This is a genomic window from Microcoleus sp. S36a_B3, assembly GCF_036700745.1.
GTDB lineage: Bacteria > Cyanobacteriota > Cyanobacteriia > Cyanobacteriales > Microcoleaceae > Microcoleus.
Map to the genome: position 1 here is coordinate 1 of NZ_JAUBPN010000024.1, position 24,423 is coordinate 24,423.

The window sequence follows — 24,423 nt, forward strand, 5'->3', positions numbered from 1 at the left end:
CCCAATTCCCAATTCCCAATTCCCAATTCCCAATTCCCAATTCCCAATTCCCAATTCCCAATTCCCAATTCCCAATAACTTGAGTTATCATACAATCTGGACGTAAAGAAATGTAAAGGGATATGCAGGACAAAGTTGTGGTTGTGGTGGGTGCGACTGGCGGCATCGGTTCAGCCGTCGCCCGCAAACTCGCCGATGCGGGTGCGACGCTAGTGCTCGCCGCCAGAGACAGCAGTAAATTAGACGCTTTAGCAAGCGAACTTTCAACAACAGAGGTACTGTGCGTACCTACAGACATCACCGACTTGTCGCAAGTCGAGACGCTGATGCAAAAAACTGTCGAACATTTCGGACAAATTGATGCCCTCATAAACGCCGCCGGTGCCGGAATTCTCAAGCAGTGGAACAAGTTAGAACCCGCTGATTTAGATGCGATGCTTGACTTGAACTTGAAAGGCAGTTTTTACACATCTCAAGCCGCCGCGAATGTGATGAAAGAGCGCAAATCCGGTCACATCTGCAATGTCATCGGGATTTTGGGCAAGCATTCGATGGCGATGGGAACTGCTTATTGTGCTTCAAAGTTTGGAGTAGTTGGTTTTAGCAAGTGCATGGCAGATGAGCTGCGCCGCTACGGCATTAAATTTACACTATTCTATTTTGGCGGGGTGGATTCTCCGTTTTGGGATAATGTGAGTTTGAAGGTAGACCGCTCAAAAATGCTGAGTACCGAAACCGCTGCAAATGCGATTATGTTTGCTCTTTCGTCTGACCCGCAAGCTGTGCCGCTGGAGATTAATATTCAGCCGGAAAGTCATTTATTTTTCTAGTAGTTTGTAGGGTGCGCCGAGGCGCACCGATTCAGTTTTTATAATGTTCTTATCGCACCGATTGACCCCAAAATAGGTACAAACCCAGCCTTAATTCATAGATTATCCCAACATTTTAGACAAAACTTCAATGTTCCAGATTCATCTGTGGAGTAAAGCTAAAATCTCAAATCTACTGGGCTAAGGCATCGCCACCAAACTCAAGTTCTCCCCGACACCTATTTTTTTTTAGTGCCGATGTATTTATACCTTGAGAGGGAGTTATAATATTCAACCTTGAGGTTATTATTAGTAGCGCGCACGAGAAAAACATGAAAAATATCCCTTACTCTGTCTCTATCTTGCAGTTTTCCACTGAAAATCAGCCGATTTTCCATTCCTCAGTTTCCATTTTCAATTATTGATTATGGAATTCGATCGCATTCTGTTTTACGTTGAAAATGCTAAAGTATCCCGCGACTGGTTTGTTAGCCACTTAGGCTTTAAATCAATCGCAGGTTCTTCCAACAGCCACACTAGCACTGAATCTGTCAGCAGCGGTAATGTATGTTTTGTTTTATCTTCGCCGCTGACACTCGCTAGTCCCGCCGCTAGTTGGTTGAAGTTTCATCCTCCCGGAATTGCCGATGTGGGTTTTCGGGTAAAAAATATCGAATTAGCAGTAGCTAGAGCGGCTGCTGCAGGCGCTCAAATTCTGGAACCGATTCAAAAGAACCTAACAGCAGCAGGTTGTTTTAAGCGGGCAAAAATCGCTGGTTGGGGAGATTTAAGCCACACGCTGATTGAGCAAATAGAAGAAAATTTAGCGCTACCGGCTTCTGGTAAGCTGTCGCTGTTTACCTTAATCGACCACGTAGTTTTAAATGTTGAATCGGGCGATTTGTCAAGTGCTGTTAGTTGGTATCAAAAAATATTAGGTTTTACGCCGCAGCAAAATTTTGACATTAAGACTGAAAATTCGGCCTTGCGAAGCCAAGTTATGATGCACGCTGAAGGTGGGGCGCAATTCCCGATTAACGAACCGGCATCGACTAATTCTCAAATTCAAGAGTTTTTGACTGCAAATCGGGGGTCAGGAATTCAGCACATGGCTTTACAAACTGCTGATATTGTAGGGGTTGTTACCGATTTGCGATCGCGCGGTTTGCCTTTTCTACCCGTTCCTGCAACCTATTACTCCCAATTGCAAGAGCGGCAAAACTATTTGCCCGCAGATTGGCAAGCAATTGCAGCTTCTCAAGTTTTGGCAGATTGGCAAGAAAATACTCCCGCCGCAATGCTGCTGCAAATCTTTACTCAGCCAATTTTTGCCGAACCGACTTTCTTTTTCGAGATTATTGAGCGCCGAGTTTCTTTGATTAACGGCAAAAAGGTGCAAGCTGGAGGTTTTGGGGCTGGCAATTTTCGAGCTTTATTTGAAGCAATTGAACGGGAACAAATGAAAAGGGGAAATTTAATCGATAATTGATAAAACTCCCAATTTTGGGATCAAGCAAGCCTGTCTTTCAGCAATGCGAGATCGTTCCACCCGTAGGCAGTTTCTTTGACTGCAACTCCTGCTTTATTTGTTGGGTGTTCGTCCACTTTTTCACCTCCTAAAAACTCATAAAATTTGCAGGCTGAATTGTCTCCCAGTACCCAAACCAGCATCGAATTCAAGCTTGATTCAGTCAATTTTGTGACAACTGCTCGCACGAGTTGCTGTCCGATTCCCTGACGCTGATATTCCTCCAAAATATAGATAGCAAATAATTCTCCTTGATAAGCATATTTGCCAGTACGCTCGCAACCGCCGGCAGCAAAACCCACAATTTGCTCGGAGTCATTCTCAGCAACGCAGACAAAATCCCCAGTATTTTTGACGTTTGACAGGATTTCTTGCCAGTTGTTTTCTCGTTTTTGATATGACAGTTGCGCGAGGTAATCTGCTGGTAAAAATTTTCGGTAAGCTGTCCGCCAAGTGTCTAGATTAACTCGGGCAATTGCAGGTGCGTCAGCAATTTTAGCTTCTCTCACGATCATCAGAAAATACTCCTTTCGGGCCCTGAAATTCTTGATTGTATTCTAAGCAAACTATGCGATCGCGCCCTTCTAGTTTAGCTCGATACAGCGCGCGATCGGCTTCTCCAATTAACCCCTCAATGGATAAACCGACAGCAGGCACAACATTAGTGACTCCGATACTGAGAGTCACAAACTTACTTACCTTGGAATCAGCATGAAGAATTGCCGCAGCATTCAAATCGCTGCGAATTAATTCAGCTACCCGCATAGCTCCCTTAACCTCAGTCCGCGACAAAATTACCGTAAATTCCTCGCCACCGTAACGGGCTGATAAATCGCCTCCCCGCCTAGCATTTTTCTCTAAAATTTTAGCTACTTTTTTTAAACATTCATCGCCTCCTTGATGCCCGTAGCGATCGTTGTAAAGTTTGAAAAAATCGATATCCAGCAAAATCAAAGACAGGGGCGCTTTCTCTCTAGCCATCCGCTGCCACTCCGATTTTAATGCTTTGTCAAAACTGCGACGGTTAGCAATCTGAGTCAAACCGTCGAGAGATGCGAGTTCTTGCAATGTTTGGTTAGCAGCTTCTAACTCTAATTTCGCCTGTTCTAAAGCTAAGTTTTGCTGGGCTAATTCTTCGCTTTGCCGTTTTTCTTGCTCGTACAAAAATCGAATTGAAGCTTCGGCTTCTTGCAGTTCTTTCTCTGCATATTTGCGCTTGACAAACTGCCCTAATTGAGAACCGACAGCAGCCATCATCTCAAGCAAATCTTCATCGAGAGGCTGTTTTTCCTGGCAGAAAAAAGTCATTACCCCTACCACTTGACCGCTGGCGCGAATCGGGAAACCAAAAGCCGATTGCAATCCTGCTTTGGCTGCTAAGTGCGATCGCACAAAATTGCGATCTTTGAGAATATCCGTAATCCATTGCGGAAAACCAGTGTTCCAAACTATTCCCGGTAAACCCGCACCAGGCTCTAGATTAATCTGCTGGCAATTTTCCACAAACTCCCCAACTTCAGTCCCCCTGCGCCAAACTCCCACTCGCACCAAAAAAGGAATATTTTCAATAACATTATCTGGTGCAGCCAACAAAAAAGGTATTTTGTCGCGACTATTTTCCGCATCAAATTTACTCTCTTTTTCATCCACAGGCGTCCAAAGCTCGCCAACATCCCATCCCAAACTTTCACAAATAGCTTGCAAAAATTTCGGAGTGGCGCTCTCTAAAGAACCCGATTCTGACATAATACGAGCTACTGCATACTGTGCTGCTTGACGTTTTTTGATCCGCTGTTCCTCAGTGATATCCCTACCCACACAGACAAAATCTTGTATGCTTTTGTTGTCATAGTGCTTGCTGTCTATGCTTGTATCGATAGTAGAGCAGGAAAAAGCAACTGTCAGCTTTGAACTATTTTTAGTTGTACAAGTTACTTTTATTTGATGCCAAGATTCTGTTTTCAGTTCAGGAGGTAGCTGGCTAATTTGACGCAATAATTCCCCATCAGGGGTAATCATTGAGATTTGTTTACCGATTAATTCTGATTCGGTATATCCAAATAATATTTCGGTAGCTTTATTGATTTTTTTAATTTTTCCCGCTCCCGTTGTTACCAATAAAATATCGTTAAGTGAGTTAAGAATTTTATCAATATAATCACGAGCAGTAGCCAAATAATCGACTTTAATACTGTTTTCGTTGACTGCTTGAACCATAGTTTGCTGAAGAGAGGCACTGTCTGTTACGTCTTCGCAAAAAATAATTAATCTCTCAGGTTTAAGCTGCTCCTTATGACAAAAAATATATAGATCGAGATAGAAATAAGTTCCATCTTTTAAAATTCTGGTAACTGATTTTAAATGGAAACTTGACTGTCGTTGTTCTAGAATATCGTCAAGCAGTTCTTCAATTCCGATCAGTTCGGGAAAACAGTCGCGCACATCTTTGCCTTTTTCGATTTGATTGGGAATCTCGGCAAAGTCTTGCACGTTTAAGGATGTTTCTTGAATTTTCAGTTCTCTATCGACTGCGAGGAATTCTATGCGACGCAAAGATAACAGTTTGTCTAGAAGATTGTTAATACTTTTGGGGCATATCTGTAAATTCAATGGTGGCAGGATTTCGTTATTGTCTAACATTCAGGTCAAAGGTGAGTAGGAAAAATTATTTTTACGTTTTTTTTGCTGATGGAACTGTTAGGATAGATCGAGAGATTTCTGTTCTCACAGTTTGTAAGCAAGCAGGCTCTTAGCTGATTGCACAAGGGTATCATCTCAGTTTTACAAAAAGCATTTTTTTTATTATAGTGCGAGCTGTCGCGAGTTCGCGACAGCTCGCACTATAAATGCAAAACTGAGATGCTCCCTTGTACAAGCATTATTGGAGATGTCTGAGGTTTGTGAAAGCTTTTAGTGCTGGACGTATTACAGCCAAATAAACCGGGTTTTTTAACCTTACTGGGGGCCGGAATGAAATATTTTTGTAAAAAACCCGGTTTCTCACTATCCATGCGTCCAAGATTTACTTTGCTTTTCCTCGCAACGATCGATAAATACGCGCTGGATACGTAATATTATGCGCGATCCATTACCATACCAAAAACGTTTCGTAGTGCGGATTTTAGTCCGCTCTTGGGCTGCGGACTAAAATCCGCACTACGAACCAAATCTTATTGTTGTGAATTGAACGGACAGGATCTAATATCAAATCCGGTAGCATCGGAATGATTCAGATATATATTCTCGGACTCTGTGTACTCTGTGTTCTAGCGCCGGTTAAATCATTCCGATCCAACCGGAAACGATATAACTCCAGAGCTATTTATATGCGAGTTTTAACTTTTGACAGCAGACGATTAACAGTTATTTAATTGTCATTTATAACATTTTTTTTTGACAAAGCTAGCCGAATATAAGTTATAGCAAATGTGTTGAACAAGCATTTAAGCTCGGTCTGAATTAAGCGGTTAAGGGCTATAATGATTAATTAAACAAGCGATTTGCATTATTTATAGTGCAGTTTTCAATTGTAGACTTCCCGATATTACTAACAACTCTTAGAGTTGAGGATTGATACAATTCAATTCAACTGTTGCCTTTAATTAGCGCCATTGTTCTACAATTTACCTCCCCTAGGTATTGGTGTCAAGTTTGGCAAATAACCTGTTACCTTGAAGTGATATAATATTGAACAATTTGTATAAAAACTGGAAAATATTCTGCTAAATGCTGAGACTTATTACTGACTTTGACGGCCCGATTATGGACGTGTCCGATCGCTATTACCGAGTTTACCAGCAGTGTCTGGCCGAGACTCAGCGTGAGGGTCAAGCAGTGCGCGAACTCACCTTAGCCGAGTTTTGGGACATGAAACGGGCGCGGGTTCCTGAAACCGAAATCGCCCTCCTCTCAGGATTAGACGCAGATCAAGCTGTCGGTTTTGCCCTGAAACGCCGTCAAACTGTCCACACTCTCCCTTTTCTGATGTACGATCGACCCGCTCGGGGTGCAGTAGAAACCTTAGAGAAGTTGCAGCGCGCTGGAGTAGACTTAACGGTGATGACCATGCGCCGCGTCAGGGAACTAGACGAAGCCTTCACCCGCTGCAATTTGGCGCAGTTTTTCCCAGAAAACCGCCGCTATTGTCTCCCCAACGATTACGTCAAAACCGGGGATGTGAAGGATAAGCCCCTGCTGATGGCTAGAGCTCTGGCCGAACTGCCACCGGCTTCTGATTTTTGGATGGTGGGGGATACCGAGGCGGATATTGTAGCAGCAAAAACGCACGGTGTCAAGGTAATTGGTGTTTTGTGCGGAATTCGCGATCGCACCCAATTAGAAATGCACCAACCAGATTTTATTGCTAATAATTTGAGCGAAGCAGTTGAGATGGTTTTAGGGAGTCATTAGTTATTGGTTATTAGTTATTGGTTATTGGTTATTGGTTACTGGCTCTTAATTGTTGTTAGTTGTTATTAAGAATCAACAAATAACACTGAAGAACTAGGAACCAACAAATCACAAATAACTAATTACAAATAACCACTAACTACTGACTATCGCAAAAAACTGCTGACGAGCCACAGAGTTAAAAACGTAAACAAAGCAATCAGTTTCTCTGTTGAGACAAATGCTGTACTGAGCAAAGGGCCGAAAACACCTCCCAGCACCAAGCCTAAAACCAAGCCCGCCACAGTCAGCAGCACGGCCCGACCAAATTTTTGTTCCTTGCGATTAAGAAAATAAAGACAAGAGCCGACTCCAAGAGCCAGAGTCAACTGTAGCAAAGAATCATTAGCCGCCGGATAAATACTCAGTCCGCCCAACGCCACATAAACCCCAGCCGGCCACAAAATGTCCGATCGACTAGGAGTATCGATTAGCCGCTGCAACCAAGCAGGACTCCCCGACGGAGTAGACGGAGTAAAGCTTGCGGGTGGGGGAGTCAGCCGATCGGGAAAGCGGATGCCTTCGGGCACTTTAATTTTACCTTCCTGTCGCTGTCGCAAGCGATCCATGAGAATCGCGTCATAAGCAGCTTCGATCGATTCCAAACGTTTCTTGTCGCCACTGTGCTGCTCGGCTTGACGGGTGCGGGCCTCTTGCACTTCATCAAAGGAAGCATCTTCATCGACTTCAAGCAGTTGATAGGGAGTTGGCTCACTCATAAAACTTGTTGGTATGCGGAAAACTCAGCGTCTTTAGACCTGAGAGGGATGCGAGCGGGCGGTGTTAACCGCCGTGGTTTGAAAGTGTAGGATGATATCCTAAACCATTGGCGTCAATTTAAGTTTAAAAACCTTTGTTTCTCTCGTTTATAGCTGAGTCTCGATCCCGTGCTAATCTCCATTAAGAATGGGAGTAGGGTTGATGCAAGAGCGCTTTTTGTCCTCCCAAATAGTCGGGCGGCCAGGGGAGGTTCTAGGTTTTAATCGTCAGATAGTATACCTGTACTGCATTTGACTTGGTTGTTGACACCAATGATGGTTAACCTTGCGGTCGCTAAGCATTTTTTATCCACCAGTGCTCGGTCATTAAATTTAATAACCCGCTGAAGGCTCTCGTTAAAAATAGTGCAATTTTAACAAGAGATGAAAGCCGCGCCGCTTTCCCCAAAGTTTTACTGGTAGTTTTTAGTGCTTTGAGACAGAAACCAGCAAACATTAGGAAGGTAGAAGGCATTGGGCAACAGGAAATAAAAAATTATGAACCTAAAGATTTTTGTTTTTACCTTAGCTTAGCCGTCTACAATAATTTTACCTGTTGCCGAAGGCTTTCAACGGGGATTTGTCCCGCAGGCGCTGACAATTCCCGACCACTGGATTTTTTTTAGTCGATCGCGGCGGTAGGAAAAAAAGCGAGCCGAGTCAGAATAGGTACAGAAAGGAGCGATCGCCACTTGAGAAAGATCGATTCCCAATTTCTGCAATTGCAGAGCATTGCAGAGGCGAACATCCAAGCGTACTTTTCCAGGTTCTGGATCTGGTAGTACAGGAGATTCGGGCATTTGGTGCAAAAACTCTAGAATGCCCTCTGCTGTGGCACTAACAGCACTCTGGGGATTAATCGCGGCTAAGAGAGACGCGGCAACTTCCACAGATACCTGGTAAACCTCTCCAGAGATCGCCGGCCCCATAGCAATCTTGAGATTTTCTAGTTGACTGCCGACGGCCACAAGTCGATCGATTGCCTCTGGTAATATCTTAGCAGCAGTGCCGCGCCAACCAGCGTGAACTGCCGCAACCAGTCCAGTGCGATCGTCAGCAATCAGCACCGGCACGCAGTCAGCCGAGCAAACCCACAGCGCCTCACCCTCTAGTTCGGCCACCAACCCATCAGCCTCAACATAGCTTTGAGCCGCGCTTTCCGAAACCGGAGGCACAACCGGGGACAACTGACCGGTTTTGAGTACCGCATTGCCGTGTACCTGCTGAAGGCGGTAAACCTTGGCTCCTGGTTCGAGAATTTCCGTCAGTTCGATCGGGCCTTGGGGCGAGAAATCGCGAGTAAAAAAGCCGTGAGACCATCGAGAGAGCAAGCTACAAGTCAGATAAGGCAAACCTTGGGAGTTTTGCCACTCCCAACCGATCGCCGAAGGGGATCCAGTTGCCGGTGAGGAGTCAGGAAAATTTGTCAAGCGATCGCCAGCTACAGTCATTAAAGCCATCCATCCCCAAACGAATCAATTTGCATTCTATTCTAAGCAATCAACAATTTTGGCGGCTGAGGTTTAAATGCGCGATCGGCTTTCATCAAAAAAATCGGGATGAAAGAAGCCGCCCAGCGGCGGTGGACGCTGGCGAAATTTGGCATAACCCGAAAAATAGAGGCAAATAATTAACACAACAGATACTTGCTTGAAGACTCCTGTCGCCAGCAGCCCAAAACTTTAAACTTTAGTTCCGGCGACTGAGATTCACTCGTCTGCAAGTAAATCTAAAATCTAAAACTTGTTCGCTCGCGAAGTCGAAGAATCTAAAATCTAAAATCGACCGAGGCGGTGGAGGCTGGCGAAATTTGGCACGACCCGAAAAATAGAGCGAACTAACTAACACAGACGAACGTCAAAGCGCTATTATCAATGTGGCCTTCACAGACTCTGCCAGCCAGTGCGATCGTCGGCCAAAAAATCAGGGCATCGATCGCGAATCGACGCCACAGCATTCGAGCTGGTTCGACACGCCCAAAAATTGCCTCAAGCCCGGTAAAATCAGTTAAGTCTGTATTAAATATTGGGATTGCCATACAGTCGATCCAGGCCCCGCCAAAAAAAACAGATACTTGCTTGAAGACTCCTGTCGCCAGCAGCCCAAAACTTTAGACTTTAGTTCGGGCTCCTTTGATTCACAAAGTTGCAAGTAAATCTAAAATCTAAAATCTAAAATCGACTGACTTAGATATCCTTGCGTCCCCTGTTGAGTTGGGAAAAAAAATCGTGAAACCAGTTCCAGACAAGCAAATAGCAGCCCATTTGAACACCAAACATCACAAAAATAACCCGAAAGGCGCTCGGACTCGATCGCGCCTTTTGTCCGATCGCTCGCTGCTGGTAGGACTGGGCTGCATCGCCAGTCTGGGACTGCTCAGCAAAGGCCTAGTGTGGGCCCAGACCGAAACACCGCCAGCAGAACAAGCAGTCCCCGGCGCAGCAGAACTCCAGCCACTATTTGAAGCGCCTCTGGCCCCCCCGGAACCGGAAGTCAGCCAAGTAGAGCCAGAACCGTACTACCCACCGCAGGCAGAAGATCCGGCTCCCGAGCCTGTCTATGCCGAACCGCCTAGGGAGTCAGATTACGTCACCGAAGCACCTCCGGCCTATTATCTGCCGGAGCCTGCGCTGATTCCCCTGCCAGAAGCCACAGCCCAAGAGCCTCCTTTTGAAGCGCCAGTTAACCCAGTCCACGCTGAAGCAGACTATACAGACTACAACGCTGGCGCTGAGGGCGGCTACGAACCGCCGACCAGAATCGAGTTTGCAGAACGATCGAGCGGTTGCGAAGGTTCCGGTGGCGGTTCGTGCGGGCCTGCTGCTGTGGACGAGCCGGTCACTGCAGAAGCAGCCCCTCCCAGCTACAGCCCCCAAACCCCGATCGCACAAGAACCCAACGACAGCCCCCACAGCCCGATCGCCGGTAACTCGTATATTGCACCCCCGCCTCGAAATCTGCCACAAAACCTGGCGGAGAACGTTCCGAGCAATGTTCCGAGCAATGTTCGGGGAAATGCGGGCGATAACGATCGGGGTTATTCTGCCAATAAAGTCGATCGAGCCATTCAACAAGTAAGCAACAAGCTTTGGGGACAAGGAAGCAGCGGAGAATCTGCTTATGGGCCCAAGGGCTACTCGCCTAACTCTGGATATTCGGCTAACTCTGGATATTCGGCTAACTCTGGATATTCGGCTAACTCTGGATATTCGGCTAACTCTGGATATTCGGTCAACCCTGCATCCTACGGCGGCCCTCCCGAACCCAGCATGGGACTAGGGCCGGTGCAAGTCGGTGCAGTGAGTGTCAGCAGCGGCAGCAATACAGGTTTTGCTTACTACAATCTCACGCCGCGTCCTTTAGGAATGCCCGGAAACGGCAACACCAGCCTGTTGTTTCCCCTATCTATTGCTGCCGACATTACATCGCCCTTCGGGTGGCGGACTCATCCGGTTATGGGTTACGGCAGGTTTCACACCGGAACAGACTTGGGAGCTCCGATGGGAACGCCCGTACTGGCGGCCTATGCGGGTCAAGTGGCGATCGCCGATTGGTTGGGCGGCTACGGTTTGACGGTGGTTCTCGACCACAACAAACAGTCTCAGGAAACTCTCTACGGCCACCTTTCGGAACTGTTTGTCAAACCCGGAGAGTTTGTGAAACAGGGAGAAACTATCGGCCGCGTCGGTAGTACAGGAATGTCTACAGGGCCTCACCTTCACTTCGAGATCCGGCAAATGACCGATCGGGGTTGGGTGGCGATCGATCCGGGCGCTCAGCTAGAATTCGCCGTAGCCAAAATGATGGGCAGTTTAGAAACCGCCAAAGTACCCCTAATGCCGAAAATCGTGGAAACACTAAGCGCTAGGGGACTCAAGGATTTAGAAAGCGATCTGCCCATGCTTCCACCTCTGCCGCTGGGAATGGATATCGAAGTTCACAACCTCCAGCCGCCATTCCCAGAATTGTTAAAAGCTGACACTTCAGCACCCAAAGATCAGGAAGCTCTCAAACCCAAAACTCAGAAGCAAGCAAGTAGATAGGCTTTTGATAATGACTCGCATTCCTCACTACAAACCAGACAAGTTTGTAATGAGGAATGCGAGTCCTCTACCAAGAAGGCTCTCAATCGATTACCATCACAAAAACCACGAACCTGATAGATTTCTCGTTACCATTAAGAACCTGGTAGCTAGGAAAAACCCATAAAAATTGGTAAATAGTAGCTTATGCTAATAACGCAGCATTTGTGGGAATTAATTTTATTTCTAATAATTGTATTCGGGCCAATTCCCTTAAGCTTGTTTCTTGCTTTCGAGAATCAGAAAGCAAACAATAACTGTTCGTTTCCCCATTTTCTGCTCGTAATTCTGACGGGATGGAGCATCATACAAGTTTGTATCGGCTTGATTTTAGGAAGTGTCGATCGCCTAAATCTCGCTCAAGTAATTATAGCAGAAATTTTGATTTGCGCGATCGGCACAATCCCGATCTATACAAAAAAAAACAGAGCTTTTACCTTATCGCATTGGCAGATCCCCAAACTCAAACAACCCCTCAACAGCTCCGAAATTCTAATTATTTTGACAGTCGCTTTTGCAGGAATTGTACTGTGTTACACCCTAGCAACCAAACCCACAACCAATTATGACTCATTGTGGTTTCACCTGCCCGCGATCGCCCGATGGTATCAAACCCATTCCTTTACACTATTAGATGCCACCGGAAACTGGATTTTTGAACAGGAGCAAGCCCGAGTATATCCCTACAACTGGCACGTTTTATCTGCCTTGTGCGTGATCCCCTTCCGATCGGACTTTCTCGCAGCTTTTCCCCTGCTAATAGCCTGGGTGCTGGAAGGAATAGCCGTCTATCTATTAAGCGTAAAATTTGGAGCAACCAGAATTCACGCTATGGCAGCATCAACATTAGTATTGACAGTACCGATGGTGCTCAACCAAATTAACACCATTCACCCAGACCTACCGCTAGCTGCCATATTTACAGTAGGTTTGTATCTAGGTTTATCCTATCATAAAAGCCGATCCGTCTGGGAACTATCCCTATTTTTTGCATCTGTAGGAATGCTAGCCGGAATAAAAATTACTGGCCTAGTTTATGCAGCCTCACTCTTAGGAGGATTAGCAATATTAGAAATTACAAGATTCGCCCTTAATCAAGATTCCACACCAGCTAATTTTAGAATTCGCCACTTTCTCAAACCAGTCTTGCTGTGCGGTGTAGCTTGTTGCTTGCTTTTAGGATGTTTTTGGTATGCGAGAAACTTGCTGCAAATCAATTACCCTGTCGGCGAAGTCGGCGATATTAAAATTCCCTTAGAGCCTGTTCGCTTACAGTCTCCCATACCTGCACCAATACCTTCGGTAAAGCAGCCGCCCGCTTCGCCACTTCTAAAGATTTGGCAAAGCACTTTAGCAGCTCAATTTAATCCCAGCAATATTTCCCACTGGCAAACTTTCGGCTTACAAATCATTATTAGATTGCAACTGCCCTTTCTGGCGATCGCACTTCAAGTCTTAGCAGCACCTCTGGCTTTGTTGCAAACTAAAACCAGAACAATCAATCAAAATAATATCATTTTAATTGTACTTCTTGCCAGCACCGGAATTCTGTATCTAATTACACCTTACACCTCCGGTAGTGCTGGAGAGTCGATCGGTCAACTCAGCCCCATACTCGGTTTCAATCTCAGATACGGATTTTCCTTCCTAAGCTTGCTAGCTATAGCAGCAGCAGCTACAGCTAGCAAATTAAAAACTCCGAATCAACTTGTCGTAGCAGTTGTTTTAATTGGCAGTATTTCCGGCATTATTAGCAACATAATTTTTGACTTAATTAAAAATGCTTCTTTTACCGACAACAGTCTTGTTTGGGGAAGCGGGTTGATTGATCGGTTTAAATCCGAGCCTGTGGAAGCCCTCAATGTGGTGATGAAAATATTAGCTCCCTACGTGCTAGATTTAGCAATATACCTGTTAGCTTATATTGGCTTCATGCTGTTAGGTTGGATTTTGTTTGAGCAAAGTTCAAGTTTAACCGAGTTAAAAAATAAATTGGTAAACTTAAAAAAATCGATTTATATCATGATAATTTTTCTGTGTATAGCATTGATGGTAAGTGTTAGTTGGGTGGCGAGGGAAAAGCGAGATATTGCTAGAACCCAACTGTATCGAGGCATTTACGAGTATATCGATCAAAATACAGTACCGGATGAAAGAATCGGCTTCTTTCTGAGTTCCCGCAGCTACCTGTTTTACGGGAGAAATTTAGACAGAAAAGTTTTATACATACCCTTTAGAGCCGATAGACTTCCGGCATGGATTGACAACCTCCGAAAAAATAAAATTAGCATTGTAGGATTCGGGCCCATGACTGAGACAGACGAATACATCAAACAAGGTTTATCTTGGCTGACAAGTCCCGATGGCCCGCTACAACCAGTTTTCGGCAAAGATTTTAATACTGAGTCGGTGTTATATCGCTTGAAGAATTAAAAGTTATTAGTTATCATGAACCAAGCTAAAACTCTATTTTCAATTATTGTTCCAACGTACAATCGACCTGAGAAATTAGCGCAGTGTCTTCAGTCTTTTGTTGAACTAGAATATCCGCGCGATGGGTTTCAAGTCATTGTCGTTAACGACAGCACGGAAATATCTGTAGAAAGTACAATTTCTCCTTTTCAAAATCAGCTAAATCTCAGACTTTTGACACAACCAAATTCTGGCCCGGCTACGGCGCGAAATACTGGGGCTTTTGCAGCCGAGGGCAAATTTTTAGTGTTTACTGACGATGACTGTACTGTGGCGGTAGATTGGCTGCGAAATTTGGAACGGCGATTTATGGAAACACCAGATTGTTTGATTGGAGGTCGGACTGTCAACGCGCTGCAGGATAACATCTATTCTACGGCCAGCCAGCAATTGATCGACTATCTTTACAGTTATTACAATGCTATTGGCGATCGCGCGCAATTTTTCACTTCTAACAATTTTGCCCTTCCCGCTGAGGCTTTCCAAAAAATCGGCGGGTTTGACACGACTTTTTCGCTAGCGGCGGGAGAAGACCGGGAATTTTGCTTTCGCTGGCTCAATGCCGGAGGCTGCGCGGTCTACCGTCCTGAAGTTACAGTTTATCACTTTCACGCCTTAACTCTGGGCAAATTTTGGCGGCAGCAGTTCAATTACGGTAGAGGTGCTTTTTTGTTTGGGAAAATTATCTCGAACAGCGGGGCTAAGGGGAAATTGCAACATCCGTCGTTTTATTTGAATTTGCTAACTTATCCGTTTGGCCGCGCTGCGGGGTTTCAGAAACTATTAATTGCAGGTTTGTTTTTAGTTTCTCAGGTGGGAATTGCGGCGGGTTTGTTTTGGGAGAAAAACAATGTTGTTGAGGAATAGATTTGGATTTTTGAACCGCAGAGAGCGCAGAGAGCGCAGAGAGAGAGAGGTTAGTTTTAGTAAATGCGTCAGCTTTGAGTGGTCGATTATTGATGGAATAGTTCGCTGTCGAACCCTACAAGTTTATTCTTTAGTCCGCGGAGGCGGACTTCGTTTCTGTAGTAGCGGTTTTAACCGCCGAGTTCTGTCTGCCGAGTTATGCGATTACATGAATCCGTGTTCGGCTAAGAATTCTGGTGTAATTGTTCCTAAACTGTTAATGGCGGGGATTTCTTCCCAGGATTCGGGATGTATTTGCCGGCCGCTGCGGAGAAATTTTGCTACGTATTTGCCGAGTATATCTGCTTCTAAATTAACTAAACTTCCTGGTTGCAAATAACTGAGGTTTGTCTCACCAAAACTGTGGGGAATGACAGCAACTTCAAACCAATTGCCGTCAGCATCGCAATCTGCCACGGTTAAGCTGATGCCGTTGATGGCGATGCTGCCTTTGGAAACGATGTAGGGTGCGATTTGACGCTGCCATGCCGAATTGGCTGCTGGTGGGGCAGTAAAGCGCATCTCCCAAGCGTTGGCGGTTTGGGTTGATGTGGCTAAACTGCCGATCGCATCTACGTGCCCCGTCACAAAATGTCCGCCTAATTTGCTACCGGCGCGCAGGGAGGTTTCTAAGTTGACTAAAGCATCGGGGAACGATCCCAGAGTTGTGCGGCGCAGGGTTTCTGGCGAAGCGACGGCGACAAAACCTTGCGGCAGAACTTCTACTACTGTCAAGCAAACTCCATCCACGGCTACGCTGTCCCCAATGGCTAAATCTTGTAAAATCTGGTAGGAGTTGCTTGAGGTGCAGGAAATTTGGAAGTAGTCATTACCTAGCGACTTCAGTTTTCCGAGAGATTGAATTAGTCCTGTAAACATAAGTATTTTTCCTTAGTCGATCGCTTATTTCAGTCAAACCACAAACCAGACGCAGGAGCTTTTGCCGCCCCCTCTCCCCCCAAGTCAATCTAAAATCTAAAATCGACTCATGCCGATCCGTTGCAGATTCAGGCGAAGATCGAGTCATACTGGATTTAGCAGGTCATTTTTGTGTCCGAGTTCTTTACCGCCTTGCAGTGTCTTAATTCTGTCAGTAACCCAGCCCTAAAACCAGGGACTGAGCTTGTAAGAGCAATCGAAGCAAGCTGTGCTGACCAGCCTCAGCCTTAACTGGCTACGTTATTTGAGTCACGACACCGGAGAATGCGACGCTAGTTTTCCGCTCTGTCATTTGCAATTAAACAGTCTTAAGGTCACTGAGACAGTGTTGCAAGTCTAACAAGCTCTAATAACATTGGCGAAGCGAACATTACCCCGAAAGGGAGCCGGAGACAACCATATCTCCAAAGAGGGGCAACCATACCCCTCTACCCCCGAAAGGGGAAAGGGGATTCAAGGTGGTGCTCACTGAGCGTAGTCGAATGTGTTGAAACCGCCCATGTTGTTTCCCTCTCAGGACTAAAGTCTCTGAGTTTCCCACTTACCGAGCATTTTTATGATTGAAATGAAAGTCGCTGGAATTGCCTTAGATGCAGCCACGCGCAGCCCTATTGTCCTATTGAGAGACGCTACTGAGCGACGCGCTTTGCCTATTTATATCGGTCAGGAGCAGGCTAAGGCTATTATTAGCGCTCTCGAAGGCAACAAGCCTCCTCGACCCTTAACTCACGATCTGATGGTCACTTTTTTAGAGGCCTGGAGTGTTACTTTGGAGCGGATAGTGATTCACTCGCTGCAAGATAACACGTTCTATGCCGTGCTGATTGTCCGTCAGGGAGAAGTTAAAAAAGAGATCGATGCCCGACCCAGTGACGCGATCGCCCTCGCCCTGCGAACGAATAGCCCCATCTGGGTGATGGAAGAAGTTGTCGCCGATGCTTCGATACCGGTCGATCGAGATGCTGATGAGGCCGAACGCCGCGCCTTCCGGGAATTTATCTCAAACCTCCGCCCAGAGGATTTGATCAAGAGAAGCGGCTTTAGCTCCGGCGAAACTTCCTAAAATTTATGCGCTATCGACGGTTTGGCAAAACGCAGTTGCACCTGTCTGTATTTTCCTTGGGAACCATGCGCTATTTGGCTTCTGAGGAAATTGCCCGTCAGACTGTACAACAGGCGGTGTCTATGGGAATCAATCACCTGGAAACGGCGGCGGGTTACGGTTGCAGCGAGGAATATCTCGGTGTGGCCATCTCGGCTGGTTTGTCGATCGATCGATCGCGCTTCCACATCACTACAAAAATCCCCCCAACGGACGATGCTGCTGCAATGGAACGCTGCATCGATTCGTCTCTCAAACGCTTGAATCTAGACTATATCGACTGTCTGGCAATTCACGGTTTGAATGTTTGGGAACATTTGGCGATCGTGCGATCGCCCACAGGCTGCATGAGCGCCGTACAAAAAGCCCTCGCTGATGGCAGAATTCGGCACGTCGGTTTTTCGACTCACGGGCCTCTGGAGCTGATTTTGGCGGCAATTAATACAGATTTGTTTGAATTTGTCAATCTGCATTATTACTATTTTTTTCAGCGCCACGCCCCCGCAATTCAACTCGCCAAAGACAAAGATATGGGCGTTTTCATCATTTCCCCGGCAGACAAAGGAGGGCAACTCTACACGCCCCCGGAAACTCTCACAAAATTGTGTTCGCCTTTCTCGCCTTTAGAGTTGAACTATCGGTTTTTGCTGAGCGATACTAGGATTGGGACTGTGAGCGTGGGGGCTGCAAATCCGAGAGAATTGGAACAACCTCTGAAATATTGCGATCGCGACTTTCCCCTCACCGACAGCGAAATCGCTGCATTTGCGAAGTTAGAATCAGCTATGGTCGATCGTTTGGCAACCGACAAATGCAGCCAGTGCTATGCCTGTTTGCCTTGCCCGGAAAACATCAACATTCCCGAAGTGTTGCGCCTTCGCAATCTCGCCGTTGGCTGCGACATGACGGACTTCGGTAAATACCGCTACGCGATGTTTGAAAATGCCGGCCACTGGTTTCCCGGCAACAAAGGCAACCGCTGCACCGATTGCGGCGAATGTTTGCCCAGATGTCCCGAAGAGTTGGACATCCCAACTCTGCTAAAAGATACTCATCAACGACTAGGCGGTAAAGCAGGGAGGCGGTTGTGGGATTGAGGCGAAGCAGCCAAAACAGGGAAAAGCTCGATCGAGCCGATGTCGAGTGATGCCAGAATTAAGTTAGACTTTTTTTAAGTAAATTTACAATACAGTCGATCGCAAAAGTACCTAGTTTGGGGACTGCCTTCGCTAGTATCCCAATTTTGCAAAAAGCATTTTTGTTTGAGTGCGAGCATCCTACACAGCCCAGCCTACATCTAAGCGCAAACACTTTTGTGAAAGCGCCTGTTTGGATGCTTCCAACACACTTTAAATAAGAGCCAAAATAATATGTAAAAACAACTAAATAACACAATCAGATCGAACGAAAAAAACAACCATTTTCTGAAATACCGATTATTTTATTACTGGGTTAGGCAGGGCAAAACCGAAGAATTTTATGATGATTGATTAACCGAATTGGACTTCAAATCTCACGTCTCAAATTGATAATTCCAGATTAATGTATCGCGTGTCATCTAGAACCGATTCAGCATCTACTACTATGAATCAAACTCAGTTAAATGACAGTCAGCTAAATTGTCCGCAGCTAACTCAAGTTGCGACTTCTGAAAGATTTCAAGCAGGGTTTAAACCGTACACCTACAACTTATCTTTTACGAGAAAACAGCTAATCGGACTGCTGGCTTTACAAATAATCTTGCCAGTCGGATTAACGGGAGCAGCTTTTTTGCTAACATCAGCACTTAGCAGCAATCAACTGCAAAATCAAGCTAAATCAGAATTGAGCCTTAGTGAAATTAACGACAATCTCAAACTCGATCGCGCCGTCCACCATTTGCAAAACTCCTCTGACAGCAAAATTATCGCCCAAACAGCCTTAATTTATAACAGCGATAAAAACATTTCCAATTTACAAGAATCTGTTAAGAAGATTCTGGAAAATCAATTTAAAATAGGGGGGATAGACGGCGCGGTTTTAGTTGAAAAAAATCGGCAAATTGTGGTTAGTGTCAACTCCAACCTGAAGCTAGCAAGTTTTAACCTAGAAAAAATAGTCGATCAAGTATTTGCTGCAAAACAGCCAATTACCGCCACCGAAATTATTGCTCGATCGGAAATTCAGAAACAATTGGGATATTTGCCACCAGCGGGCGATCGCCCTGCGGTAGTCCGCTACACAGCAATTCCCGTAAAAGATCCCAAAAATCAGACAGTGATTGCTGCCTTAGTGTTGGGAAAAATTCAGAATCAAATGCCGGCAGTTGCTATCGGCGAAACAGTCAATTTACGCAGTGGCGGATATCGCGCTATCTACACAGCGCTGGCTGACGGTAAATTTGTTTTGGCAAGCGCGCAAACACTTACAAAAAATCAAGAGTTGCCAGATTTGCTGGCAGACAAATCTGTGCTAATATCTGCACTCGCCGCCGAGGGCAAACCAGTCGCCGCCCAGCTAAAAACAGGCAGTCAAACTTATACAGTAGCAGCCCGATCCCTGGACAATTTAGCCGGAAAACCGACAGCAATTTTAGTGCGGGGCATTCCCAAAACTTCTGAAATTTGGTGGGAGAACAATTGGCTGCTGCTGGCTTTGTCTGCGACAGTCGCCCCCGTAGTTTTGGCAGTTGCAGTCGCCCGCCGGATTGCCAAACCAGCTAACTCTGTTTTACTAACAACCGATGGGAATTGGGCATCTAATTCTAGGGCACAACCGCTGCTGCAATCGGGGAAGTTCGATCGCACTTCTGATAATTTATCCGATCGTATAAATTTGGCTGAATTTGGTTTATTTTCCAAAAAACCGAGTTTAGACGGTCAATTAGCGGTTGATTTTCAAGATAATTTTTTTTCGGGCGATGGAGGACAAATCGCCAATCCCGAAAGTCCGCTAACTTTCCCACCCGGAGAATTGCATGAAAACTGGATTTCTCAGCAGCCGTTGCTGGTAAGTACAGAACTAGAAAAAAGCGCGATCGCCTTAAATCAAGTCCAAGAAGCTTGGCAAGATTTAAATCGCCTCAACTGGGAATTGCAGCAAGAAATAGTCGAACGCCAAAACACTAAAAAAGCCCTGCGAAAGAGCGAAGCACTGCTGCAAGCGATTTTAGACAACTCAACAGCAATGATTTACATCAAAGATGTTGACGGAAAATACCTGCTCACAAACAGCCATTTTGACAGTTTGTTCCACAGGACAAAAGAACAAATAACAGGCAAAACTGACAGAGATATTTTTCCCGAAGACTCTTGGGCAGCCTTGCGAGAAAATGACCTAAAAGTTATCGAGACCTGTACGCCTTTGAGCATTGAAGAAGTCATCCCTCAAGACGACGGGCCGCACACTTATATTTCTCTCAAATTTCCCCTCTGCAACTCCAAAGGCAAAGTTTATGCAGTCGGTACAATTTCTACAGATGTCAGCGATCGCAAAACAGCCGAACTCACCCTAGAAAAAGCTAAAGCAGAACTAGAAATAGAAGTCGAACAGCGCACGCTATTCCTCAAACAAGCCAACCAACTATTGGAGTTTGAACTGGCGGCTAAAGTTCGCGGGGCGATCGCCGTCAGACAAATGACCGCCCAGGTAGCCCGACACGCCAGAACAGTTGACGGCATTCTCCGCGCTTCCCTCGATTTAATTTTTTTGGTCGATCGATCGGGAAAATACACCTATGTCAGTCGCATGGCCGCTAAAGCTGCCGGCATGAACGCCAGAGAAATGATTGGCAAAACCTGGCAGGAATTAGGCTGGTCGCCAAAAATTATGCAGCGAGTTCACCAAGAATGCGACACCGTATTTGCCACAGCCGAGTCGGTCAAAGGCGAAGTAATAGTCCCCACCGCCACCTGGGGAACCCGCGACTACGAATACATTCTCAGCCCGGTTGGGGGGACAGACGGCAGTGTGGAATCGGTGGTGGCGACGTTGCGGGATATCACGGATCGCAAAAATGCCGAGGAAGCGTGGCAGTTGGCCAAAGAAGCTGCAGAAGTCGCCAACCGCGCCAAGAGTGCTTTTCTGGCAAACATGAGCCACGAGTTGCGGACTCCCTTGAACGCGATTATTGGTTATAGCGATATGTTGGTGGAAGATGCCGAAGAGTTGGGCAATTTAGAAGTTGTCTCGGATTTAGACAAAATTCGCACTGCTGGCAAACATTTGCTGCGGCTGATTGACGACATTCTCGACATTTCCAAAATTGAAGCTGACAAGATGGATATTTACCTCGAAAGCTTTGATGTTGGCGGGTTAATTGAGGAGGTGGCGACAACTGTAAAACCGCTAATGGATAAAAACGGCAATACTTTGCAAGTGTTGATTGCTGAGAATGTTGGCGCTATGCACGGCGATTTGATGAAAGTGCGACAGGTAATACTGAATTTGTTGAGCAATGCGGCTAAATTTTCGACTGATGGGACGATCGTGCTTAATGTCGAAAGAATTACCAGCGCAGAATTAAAAAATAAATATCAACCGAGGGTTGCTCAAATGTTAATTTTGGATTCAGACTTTTTAGTTTTCCGAGTGACGGATACGGGCATCGGCATGACAAAACAGCAGCAAGATCGACTATTCCAACCTTTCACCCAAGCGGACAATTCGACTACTCGCAAGTACGGCGGTACTGGTTTGGGACTGACTATCAGCCAGCGTTTTTGTCAGATGATGGGCGGCGATATTGAAGTTAGCAGCGAGTTGGATTGCGGTTCTACTTTTACTGCTTGCCTGCCTGCTTCGCTGTTTAGGCGATCGGAATTTTAACTTTTTTGTCGCCATAAAATATGATGAATTACCACAAATTGCCCCACATAAATCAAGATTTCCCCCGCAGACCTAGCATTTTGACAAAAAGTTTATTTTTGTTCTCAATTGCCAGTTTTACCTGCATCACGGCCTTGCTGTGGGGACAATCTGCGGCGTATTCCCAGCAGCGGTTTTGCCCGACTGGTGACATTGCGAATTTCCCGTCGCCGCCGCTTTCGCAAGCCGAACCAAGCGTGCCGAGTCTGTGGTTAGCTGAAAAACTGTTTGGTGGCAAATTGCTCGATCGCTGGTTTGTCGATCGCGATAACGCTTTGGTAATCATCATCGTCAACCGCCAACTGTGGAGCTTGCTAGACTATATCGAACGCTATCAGTTTGTCAACCGCTTCGGCACGGTTTCGAGCGAATACGGTTACAATCTGCGAGTTTGCAACCGTCAAGGGAAGGCTTTGGCGGTTTATTCGTGCAAGGGCGATCGGCTTAACTGTAAAATTGATTTAGATTCTCTCTCAAATCCAGGACTTAGAGGCAAAAAGAAAGGCTTTTAGTAGGGTGCGGCAGCAGCGATTTGTTTTCGGGATAATCGATAAATCAAAAGCTGACGCACTCTACATTTTAGCTAACAAAATAACAGACAAAAAATGGCATTTCCTAAAAAAGCTTCACGTAGTATCACCATAAACGGGGAAAAATATCGTTGGCTTATTTCACGCGACGATTACGGCATTGGTTTGTACGTAGAGTTATATGATAATCCTGCTCAGAAATTGACGACAGGTTTTTCTGATGATTATCAAGCTATTACGCCTGTGCTGGTACGTGAGGTAATTCTCCATGCCTTAGCACAAGGATACACGCCTCACAAAAAAGGTCAGGATTTTTGTTTACCTGAAAATTCACCCTTAGTAGTAGTAGAGAATCTAAGAGCTGACGCACCATACAGGTACAACTGGTGACTGACGAACCCTACGGTTAAAGGTGTGTCAGTTTTGATGATTTTCTCGGCGCTTTTGGGCTGGCGACTGACGCACCCTAGATTTTAAGTTCTCACTACTTGCCGAATTTCTTGCCAGAGCGATCGATATTGCTGAATCCCCGCCTCCCCGAAAGGCAGCATAAAGTCGCTAGCAGCAAGAATTTTAGCAGGCGGCAACAGCACGGGATTAGCCCGAATATCCGCAGGCAAATCCTCGGGTTTCATGCCGACAATTATCGGCGAACTAGCCTTAGCCAGCAAAGATAACTGAGGCGCAATTTGAGGCTGCAAGCAAAAATCAATCCATTTTGATGCTAACGAAACTGCTTTTTTCGAGGCGGGTTCTACCCACAAATCCGTCCAAAGTGCAGTTCCCGAAACCGGAATTACTAAAGCAAGATCCTTTTGAGTTTGTAGCAGTGGCAGCAAGTCTCCAGAGGAACCGACAGCTAACCAAGTATCGCCTAAAACTAGCGGCTGCAGGTAAGCGTCGGAACTGTAAAATTTAACTTGTGCGTTCAGATTTGTGAGTTCTTTTTTGAGGTTTGGAACTCGATCTAATTGCTGCGTATTGTAAGATTTTCCCAGTTTTTTTAAGGTTAAACCGATAACTTCTCTGGCGCTGTCGGGTAGAGAAATTCGATCGCGCAATTCGGGCTTCCACAAGTCACTCCAATCTGTCGGAGTCCACCCCAAAGCCTTAAATTTGTCGGTTCGATAGGCAATTACCGTACTTCCCCAGCGGTAAGGTGCCGCCCAAATTTGACCTTTAGCGTCCAATTGTCCGTCATCGTTGCGCCGGACGAGTTTTTGCCATCTTTCGGGCAATTTTGACCAATTATCAAATTTAGCAGGATCGATCGGCTGAATCAATTTTTGCCGAATTGCCAAAGTCAGCCAATAATCTCCCAACATCACCAAGTCAGCTTGATTTTTGGCTTTCGGAATTCGTTTCCACTGCTGCAACAGCGCGAATAATTCTTTTAATTGTGCTTCCTGCGTTACCTGCAAAACCGGAGACGGTTGTAAGTCGCGGCTAAATTTGCTTGCGAGTTGGGCCGGAATACCGTTTTTGAGCGATCGAATTTTGAGAATGGGCTTCGAGTCGCATCCTGCCGCCAATTGACTTAAAGTTAGGGTGGCTGCACCCAATAGCAAAGACCTTCGTTTCACCTGTGAACCCGTTTTATCTAAATATTAAGCGATCGCGTTGTATTCAGCCACCAGAAAAATAATAGTTTATTGAGTCCGGTATTTGGCGCTGAGTTATTTTAGTCCAAGAGGCGCGGGCGTCCGTCACCTTTGTTTTTAGAGAAAATTATTCTCGCGCTACCCGCAGTCTGGGTAAAAAAACTCAGGTTTGAAGGTCTTCATGCGTCCGGGAGCGTGTTTTATTTCTTTCTGAAACACAGAGCCATTGTACTAGGTTTTGCTGCGATTGGAGTTTGTTTTACCGAAAGCGCTGGTGGGGCACAATTAATTTAACGGAAGACTCCGCCATCCAACTCGCAGAAACCTGATTGTATAATTCTCATTAAAGGTTAGAACGAAGTGTCGGGGTTAACAAACCTCGTTTCAGCCTCCAAGACAAGC

Annotated in this window: 18 protein-coding genes; 11 read left to right on the forward strand and 7 right to left on the reverse strand. The window is 45.8% G+C overall.

Annotation, left to right across the window (positions count from 1 at the left end):
* Positions 1 to 122 precede the first annotated feature (122 nt).
* Both QUA01_RS21455 and hppD read left to right on the forward strand, forming a co-directional pair.
* On the forward strand, positions 123 to 830 hold the full coding sequence (locus QUA01_RS21455) for an SDR family oxidoreductase (protein ID WP_194066755.1): 708 nt from the start codon (positions 123 to 125) through the stop codon (positions 828 to 830).
* A gap of 406 nt (positions 831 to 1,236) precedes the next feature.
* Positions 1,237 to 2,298: a 4-hydroxyphenylpyruvate dioxygenase gene (hppD, locus tag QUA01_RS21460; RefSeq protein ID WP_333092664.1), complete on the forward strand. Its 1,062-nt coding sequence runs from the start codon at positions 1,237 to 1,239 to the stop codon at positions 2,296 to 2,298.
* Positions 2,299 to 2,318: 20 nt separating this feature from the next.
* Here hppD and QUA01_RS21465 read toward each other — a convergent pair whose 3' ends face one another.
* Both QUA01_RS21465 and QUA01_RS21470 read right to left on the reverse strand, forming a co-directional pair.
* Positions 2,319 to 2,852 carry a GNAT family N-acetyltransferase gene (locus QUA01_RS21465; protein WP_333092663.1) on the reverse strand — a complete coding sequence of 178 codons (534 nt, stop codon included), beginning with the start codon at positions 2,850 to 2,852 and terminating at the stop codon, positions 2,319 to 2,321.
* Positions 2,833 to 4,977: a diguanylate cyclase gene (locus QUA01_RS21470; RefSeq protein ID WP_333092662.1), complete on the reverse strand. Its 2,145-nt coding sequence runs from the start codon at positions 4,975 to 4,977 to the stop codon at positions 2,833 to 2,835. Before QUA01_RS21470 ends, QUA01_RS21465 begins: the two co-directional genes overlap by 20 nt.
* A 1,086-nt stretch (positions 4,978 to 6,063) precedes the next feature.
* On the opposite strand from QUA01_RS21470, the gene QUA01_RS21475 reads away from it, so the two are divergent.
* Positions 6,064 to 6,747, forward strand: a complete 684-nt coding sequence (locus QUA01_RS21475; RefSeq protein WP_333092661.1) for an HAD family hydrolase — start codon at positions 6,064 to 6,066, stop codon at positions 6,745 to 6,747.
* A 146-nt stretch (positions 6,748 to 6,893) separates the two neighbouring features.
* On the opposite strand, the gene QUA01_RS21480 is transcribed toward QUA01_RS21475, so the two are convergent.
* The 3 genes from QUA01_RS21480 to QUA01_RS21490 form a co-directional block, all read right to left on the reverse strand.
* Entirely contained in the window at positions 6,894 to 7,505 is a 612-nt protein-coding gene (locus QUA01_RS21480; protein WP_333092660.1) for a CPP1-like family protein, read from the reverse strand.
* Between the two features lie 608 nt (positions 7,506 to 8,113).
* Positions 8,114 to 8,995, reverse strand: a complete 882-nt coding sequence (pgeF, locus tag QUA01_RS21485) for a peptidoglycan editing factor PgeF (protein ID WP_333092666.1) — start codon at positions 8,993 to 8,995, stop codon at positions 8,114 to 8,116.
* A 386-nt stretch (positions 8,996 to 9,381) separates the two neighbouring features.
* Positions 9,382 to 9,582, reverse strand: a complete 201-nt coding sequence (locus tag QUA01_RS21490; protein ID WP_333092659.1) for a hypothetical protein — start codon at positions 9,580 to 9,582, stop codon at positions 9,382 to 9,384.
* A 190-nt stretch (positions 9,583 to 9,772) separates the two neighbouring features.
* On the opposite strand from QUA01_RS21490, the gene QUA01_RS21495 reads away from it, so the two are divergent.
* The 3 genes from QUA01_RS21495 to QUA01_RS21505 all read left to right on the forward strand — a co-directional run bounded on the left by QUA01_RS21495 (position 9,773) and on the right by QUA01_RS21505 (position 14,965).
* Complete coding sequence (locus QUA01_RS21495) at positions 9,773 to 11,587, forward strand: M23 family metallopeptidase (RefSeq protein WP_333092658.1); 1,815 nt, start codon at positions 9,773 to 9,775, stop codon at positions 11,585 to 11,587.
* A gap of 186 nt (positions 11,588 to 11,773) precedes the next feature.
* Positions 11,774 to 14,059 carry a hypothetical protein gene (locus tag QUA01_RS21500; protein ID WP_333092657.1) on the forward strand — a complete coding sequence of 762 codons (2,286 nt, stop codon included), beginning with the start codon at positions 11,774 to 11,776 and terminating at the stop codon, positions 14,057 to 14,059.
* A gap of 15 nt (positions 14,060 to 14,074) precedes the next feature.
* Complete coding sequence (locus tag QUA01_RS21505) at positions 14,075 to 14,965, forward strand: glycosyltransferase (RefSeq protein ID WP_333092656.1); 891 nt, start codon at positions 14,075 to 14,077, stop codon at positions 14,963 to 14,965.
* A 204-nt stretch (positions 14,966 to 15,169) separates the two neighbouring features.
* Here the strand turns inward: QUA01_RS21505 and ribE are convergent, their stop codons facing one another.
* Positions 15,170 to 15,883, reverse strand: coding sequence for a riboflavin synthase (ribE, locus tag QUA01_RS21510; RefSeq protein WP_333092655.1), 714 nt, complete (start codon positions 15,881 to 15,883; stop codon positions 15,170 to 15,172).
* A 616-nt stretch (positions 15,884 to 16,499) separates the two neighbouring features.
* Here ribE and QUA01_RS21515 point away from each other — a divergent pair.
* The 5 genes from QUA01_RS21515 to QUA01_RS21535 all read left to right on the forward strand — a co-directional run bounded on the left by QUA01_RS21515 (position 16,500) and on the right by QUA01_RS21535 (position 22,810).
* Complete coding sequence (locus QUA01_RS21515; protein ID WP_194011411.1) at positions 16,500 to 17,006, forward strand: bifunctional nuclease family protein; 507 nt, start codon at positions 16,500 to 16,502, stop codon at positions 17,004 to 17,006.
* 5 nt (positions 17,007 to 17,011) lie between these two features.
* A complete protein-coding gene (locus tag QUA01_RS21520) occupies positions 17,012 to 18,142 on the forward strand; it encodes an aldo/keto reductase (protein WP_194066746.1) in 1,131 nt (376 codons plus the stop codon).
* A gap of 454 nt (positions 18,143 to 18,596) precedes the next feature.
* Positions 18,597 to 21,851 (forward strand): PAS domain-containing sensor histidine kinase, encoded by a 3,255-nt coding sequence (locus tag QUA01_RS21525; RefSeq protein WP_333265891.1) that lies wholly within the window; start codon positions 18,597 to 18,599, stop codon positions 21,849 to 21,851.
* Positions 21,852 to 21,871: 20 nt separating this feature from the next.
* Entirely contained in the window at positions 21,872 to 22,402 is a 531-nt protein-coding gene (locus QUA01_RS21530; protein ID WP_333092653.1) for a hypothetical protein, read from the forward strand.
* Between the two features lie 93 nt (positions 22,403 to 22,495).
* Entirely contained in the window at positions 22,496 to 22,810 is a 315-nt protein-coding gene (locus QUA01_RS21535) for a hypothetical protein (protein WP_333092652.1), read from the forward strand.
* A gap of 83 nt (positions 22,811 to 22,893) precedes the next feature.
* Here the strand turns inward: QUA01_RS21535 and QUA01_RS21540 are convergent, their stop codons facing one another.
* Positions 22,894 to 24,003, reverse strand: coding sequence for an extracellular solute-binding protein (locus QUA01_RS21540; protein WP_333092651.1), 1,110 nt, complete (start codon positions 24,001 to 24,003; stop codon positions 22,894 to 22,896).
* Positions 24,004 to 24,423 lie beyond the last annotated feature (420 nt).

What these genes read in the sequence shown, in the direction of transcription:
- QUA01_RS21515 (WP_194011411.1), top strand. Translation starts at nt 16,500, where the DNA reads ATGATTGAAATGAAAGTCGCTGGAATTGCCTTAGATGCAGCCACGCGC.
- QUA01_RS21470 (WP_333092662.1), bottom strand. Translation starts at nt 4,977, where the DNA reads ATGTTAGACAATAACGAAATCCTGCCACCATTGAATTTACAGATATGC.
- QUA01_RS21455 (WP_194066755.1), top strand. Translation starts at nt 123, where the DNA reads ATGCAGGACAAAGTTGTGGTTGTGGTGGGTGCGACTGGCGGCATCGGT.
- QUA01_RS21505 (WP_333092656.1), top strand. Translation starts at nt 14,075, where the DNA reads ATGAACCAAGCTAAAACTCTATTTTCAATTATTGTTCCAACGTACAAT.
- hppD (WP_333092664.1), top strand. Translation starts at nt 1,237, where the DNA reads ATGGAATTCGATCGCATTCTGTTTTACGTTGAAAATGCTAAAGTATCC.
- QUA01_RS21480 (WP_333092660.1), bottom strand. Translation starts at nt 7,505, where the DNA reads ATGAGTGAGCCAACTCCCTATCAACTGCTTGAAGTCGATGAAGATGCT.
- QUA01_RS21530 (WP_333092653.1), top strand. Translation starts at nt 21,872, where the DNA reads ATGATGAATTACCACAAATTGCCCCACATAAATCAAGATTTCCCCCGC.
- QUA01_RS21500 (WP_333092657.1), top strand. Translation starts at nt 11,774, where the DNA reads ATGCTAATAACGCAGCATTTGTGGGAATTAATTTTATTTCTAATAATT.
- QUA01_RS21490 (WP_333092659.1), bottom strand. Translation starts at nt 9,582, where the DNA reads ATGGCAATCCCAATATTTAATACAGACTTAACTGATTTTACCGGGCTT.
- QUA01_RS21520 (WP_194066746.1), top strand. Translation starts at nt 17,012, where the DNA reads ATGCGCTATCGACGGTTTGGCAAAACGCAGTTGCACCTGTCTGTATTT.
- ribE (WP_333092655.1), bottom strand. Translation starts at nt 15,883, where the DNA reads ATGTTTACAGGACTAATTCAATCTCTCGGAAAACTGAAGTCGCTAGGT.
- pgeF (WP_333092666.1), bottom strand. Translation starts at nt 8,995, where the DNA reads ATGACTGTAGCTGGCGATCGCTTGACAAATTTTCCTGACTCCTCACCG.
- QUA01_RS21465 (WP_333092663.1), bottom strand. Translation starts at nt 2,852, where the DNA reads ATGATCGTGAGAGAAGCTAAAATTGCTGACGCACCTGCAATTGCCCGA.
- QUA01_RS21475 (WP_333092661.1), top strand. Translation starts at nt 6,064, where the DNA reads ATGCTGAGACTTATTACTGACTTTGACGGCCCGATTATGGACGTGTCC.
- QUA01_RS21535 (WP_333092652.1), top strand. Translation starts at nt 22,496, where the DNA reads ATGGCATTTCCTAAAAAAGCTTCACGTAGTATCACCATAAACGGGGAA.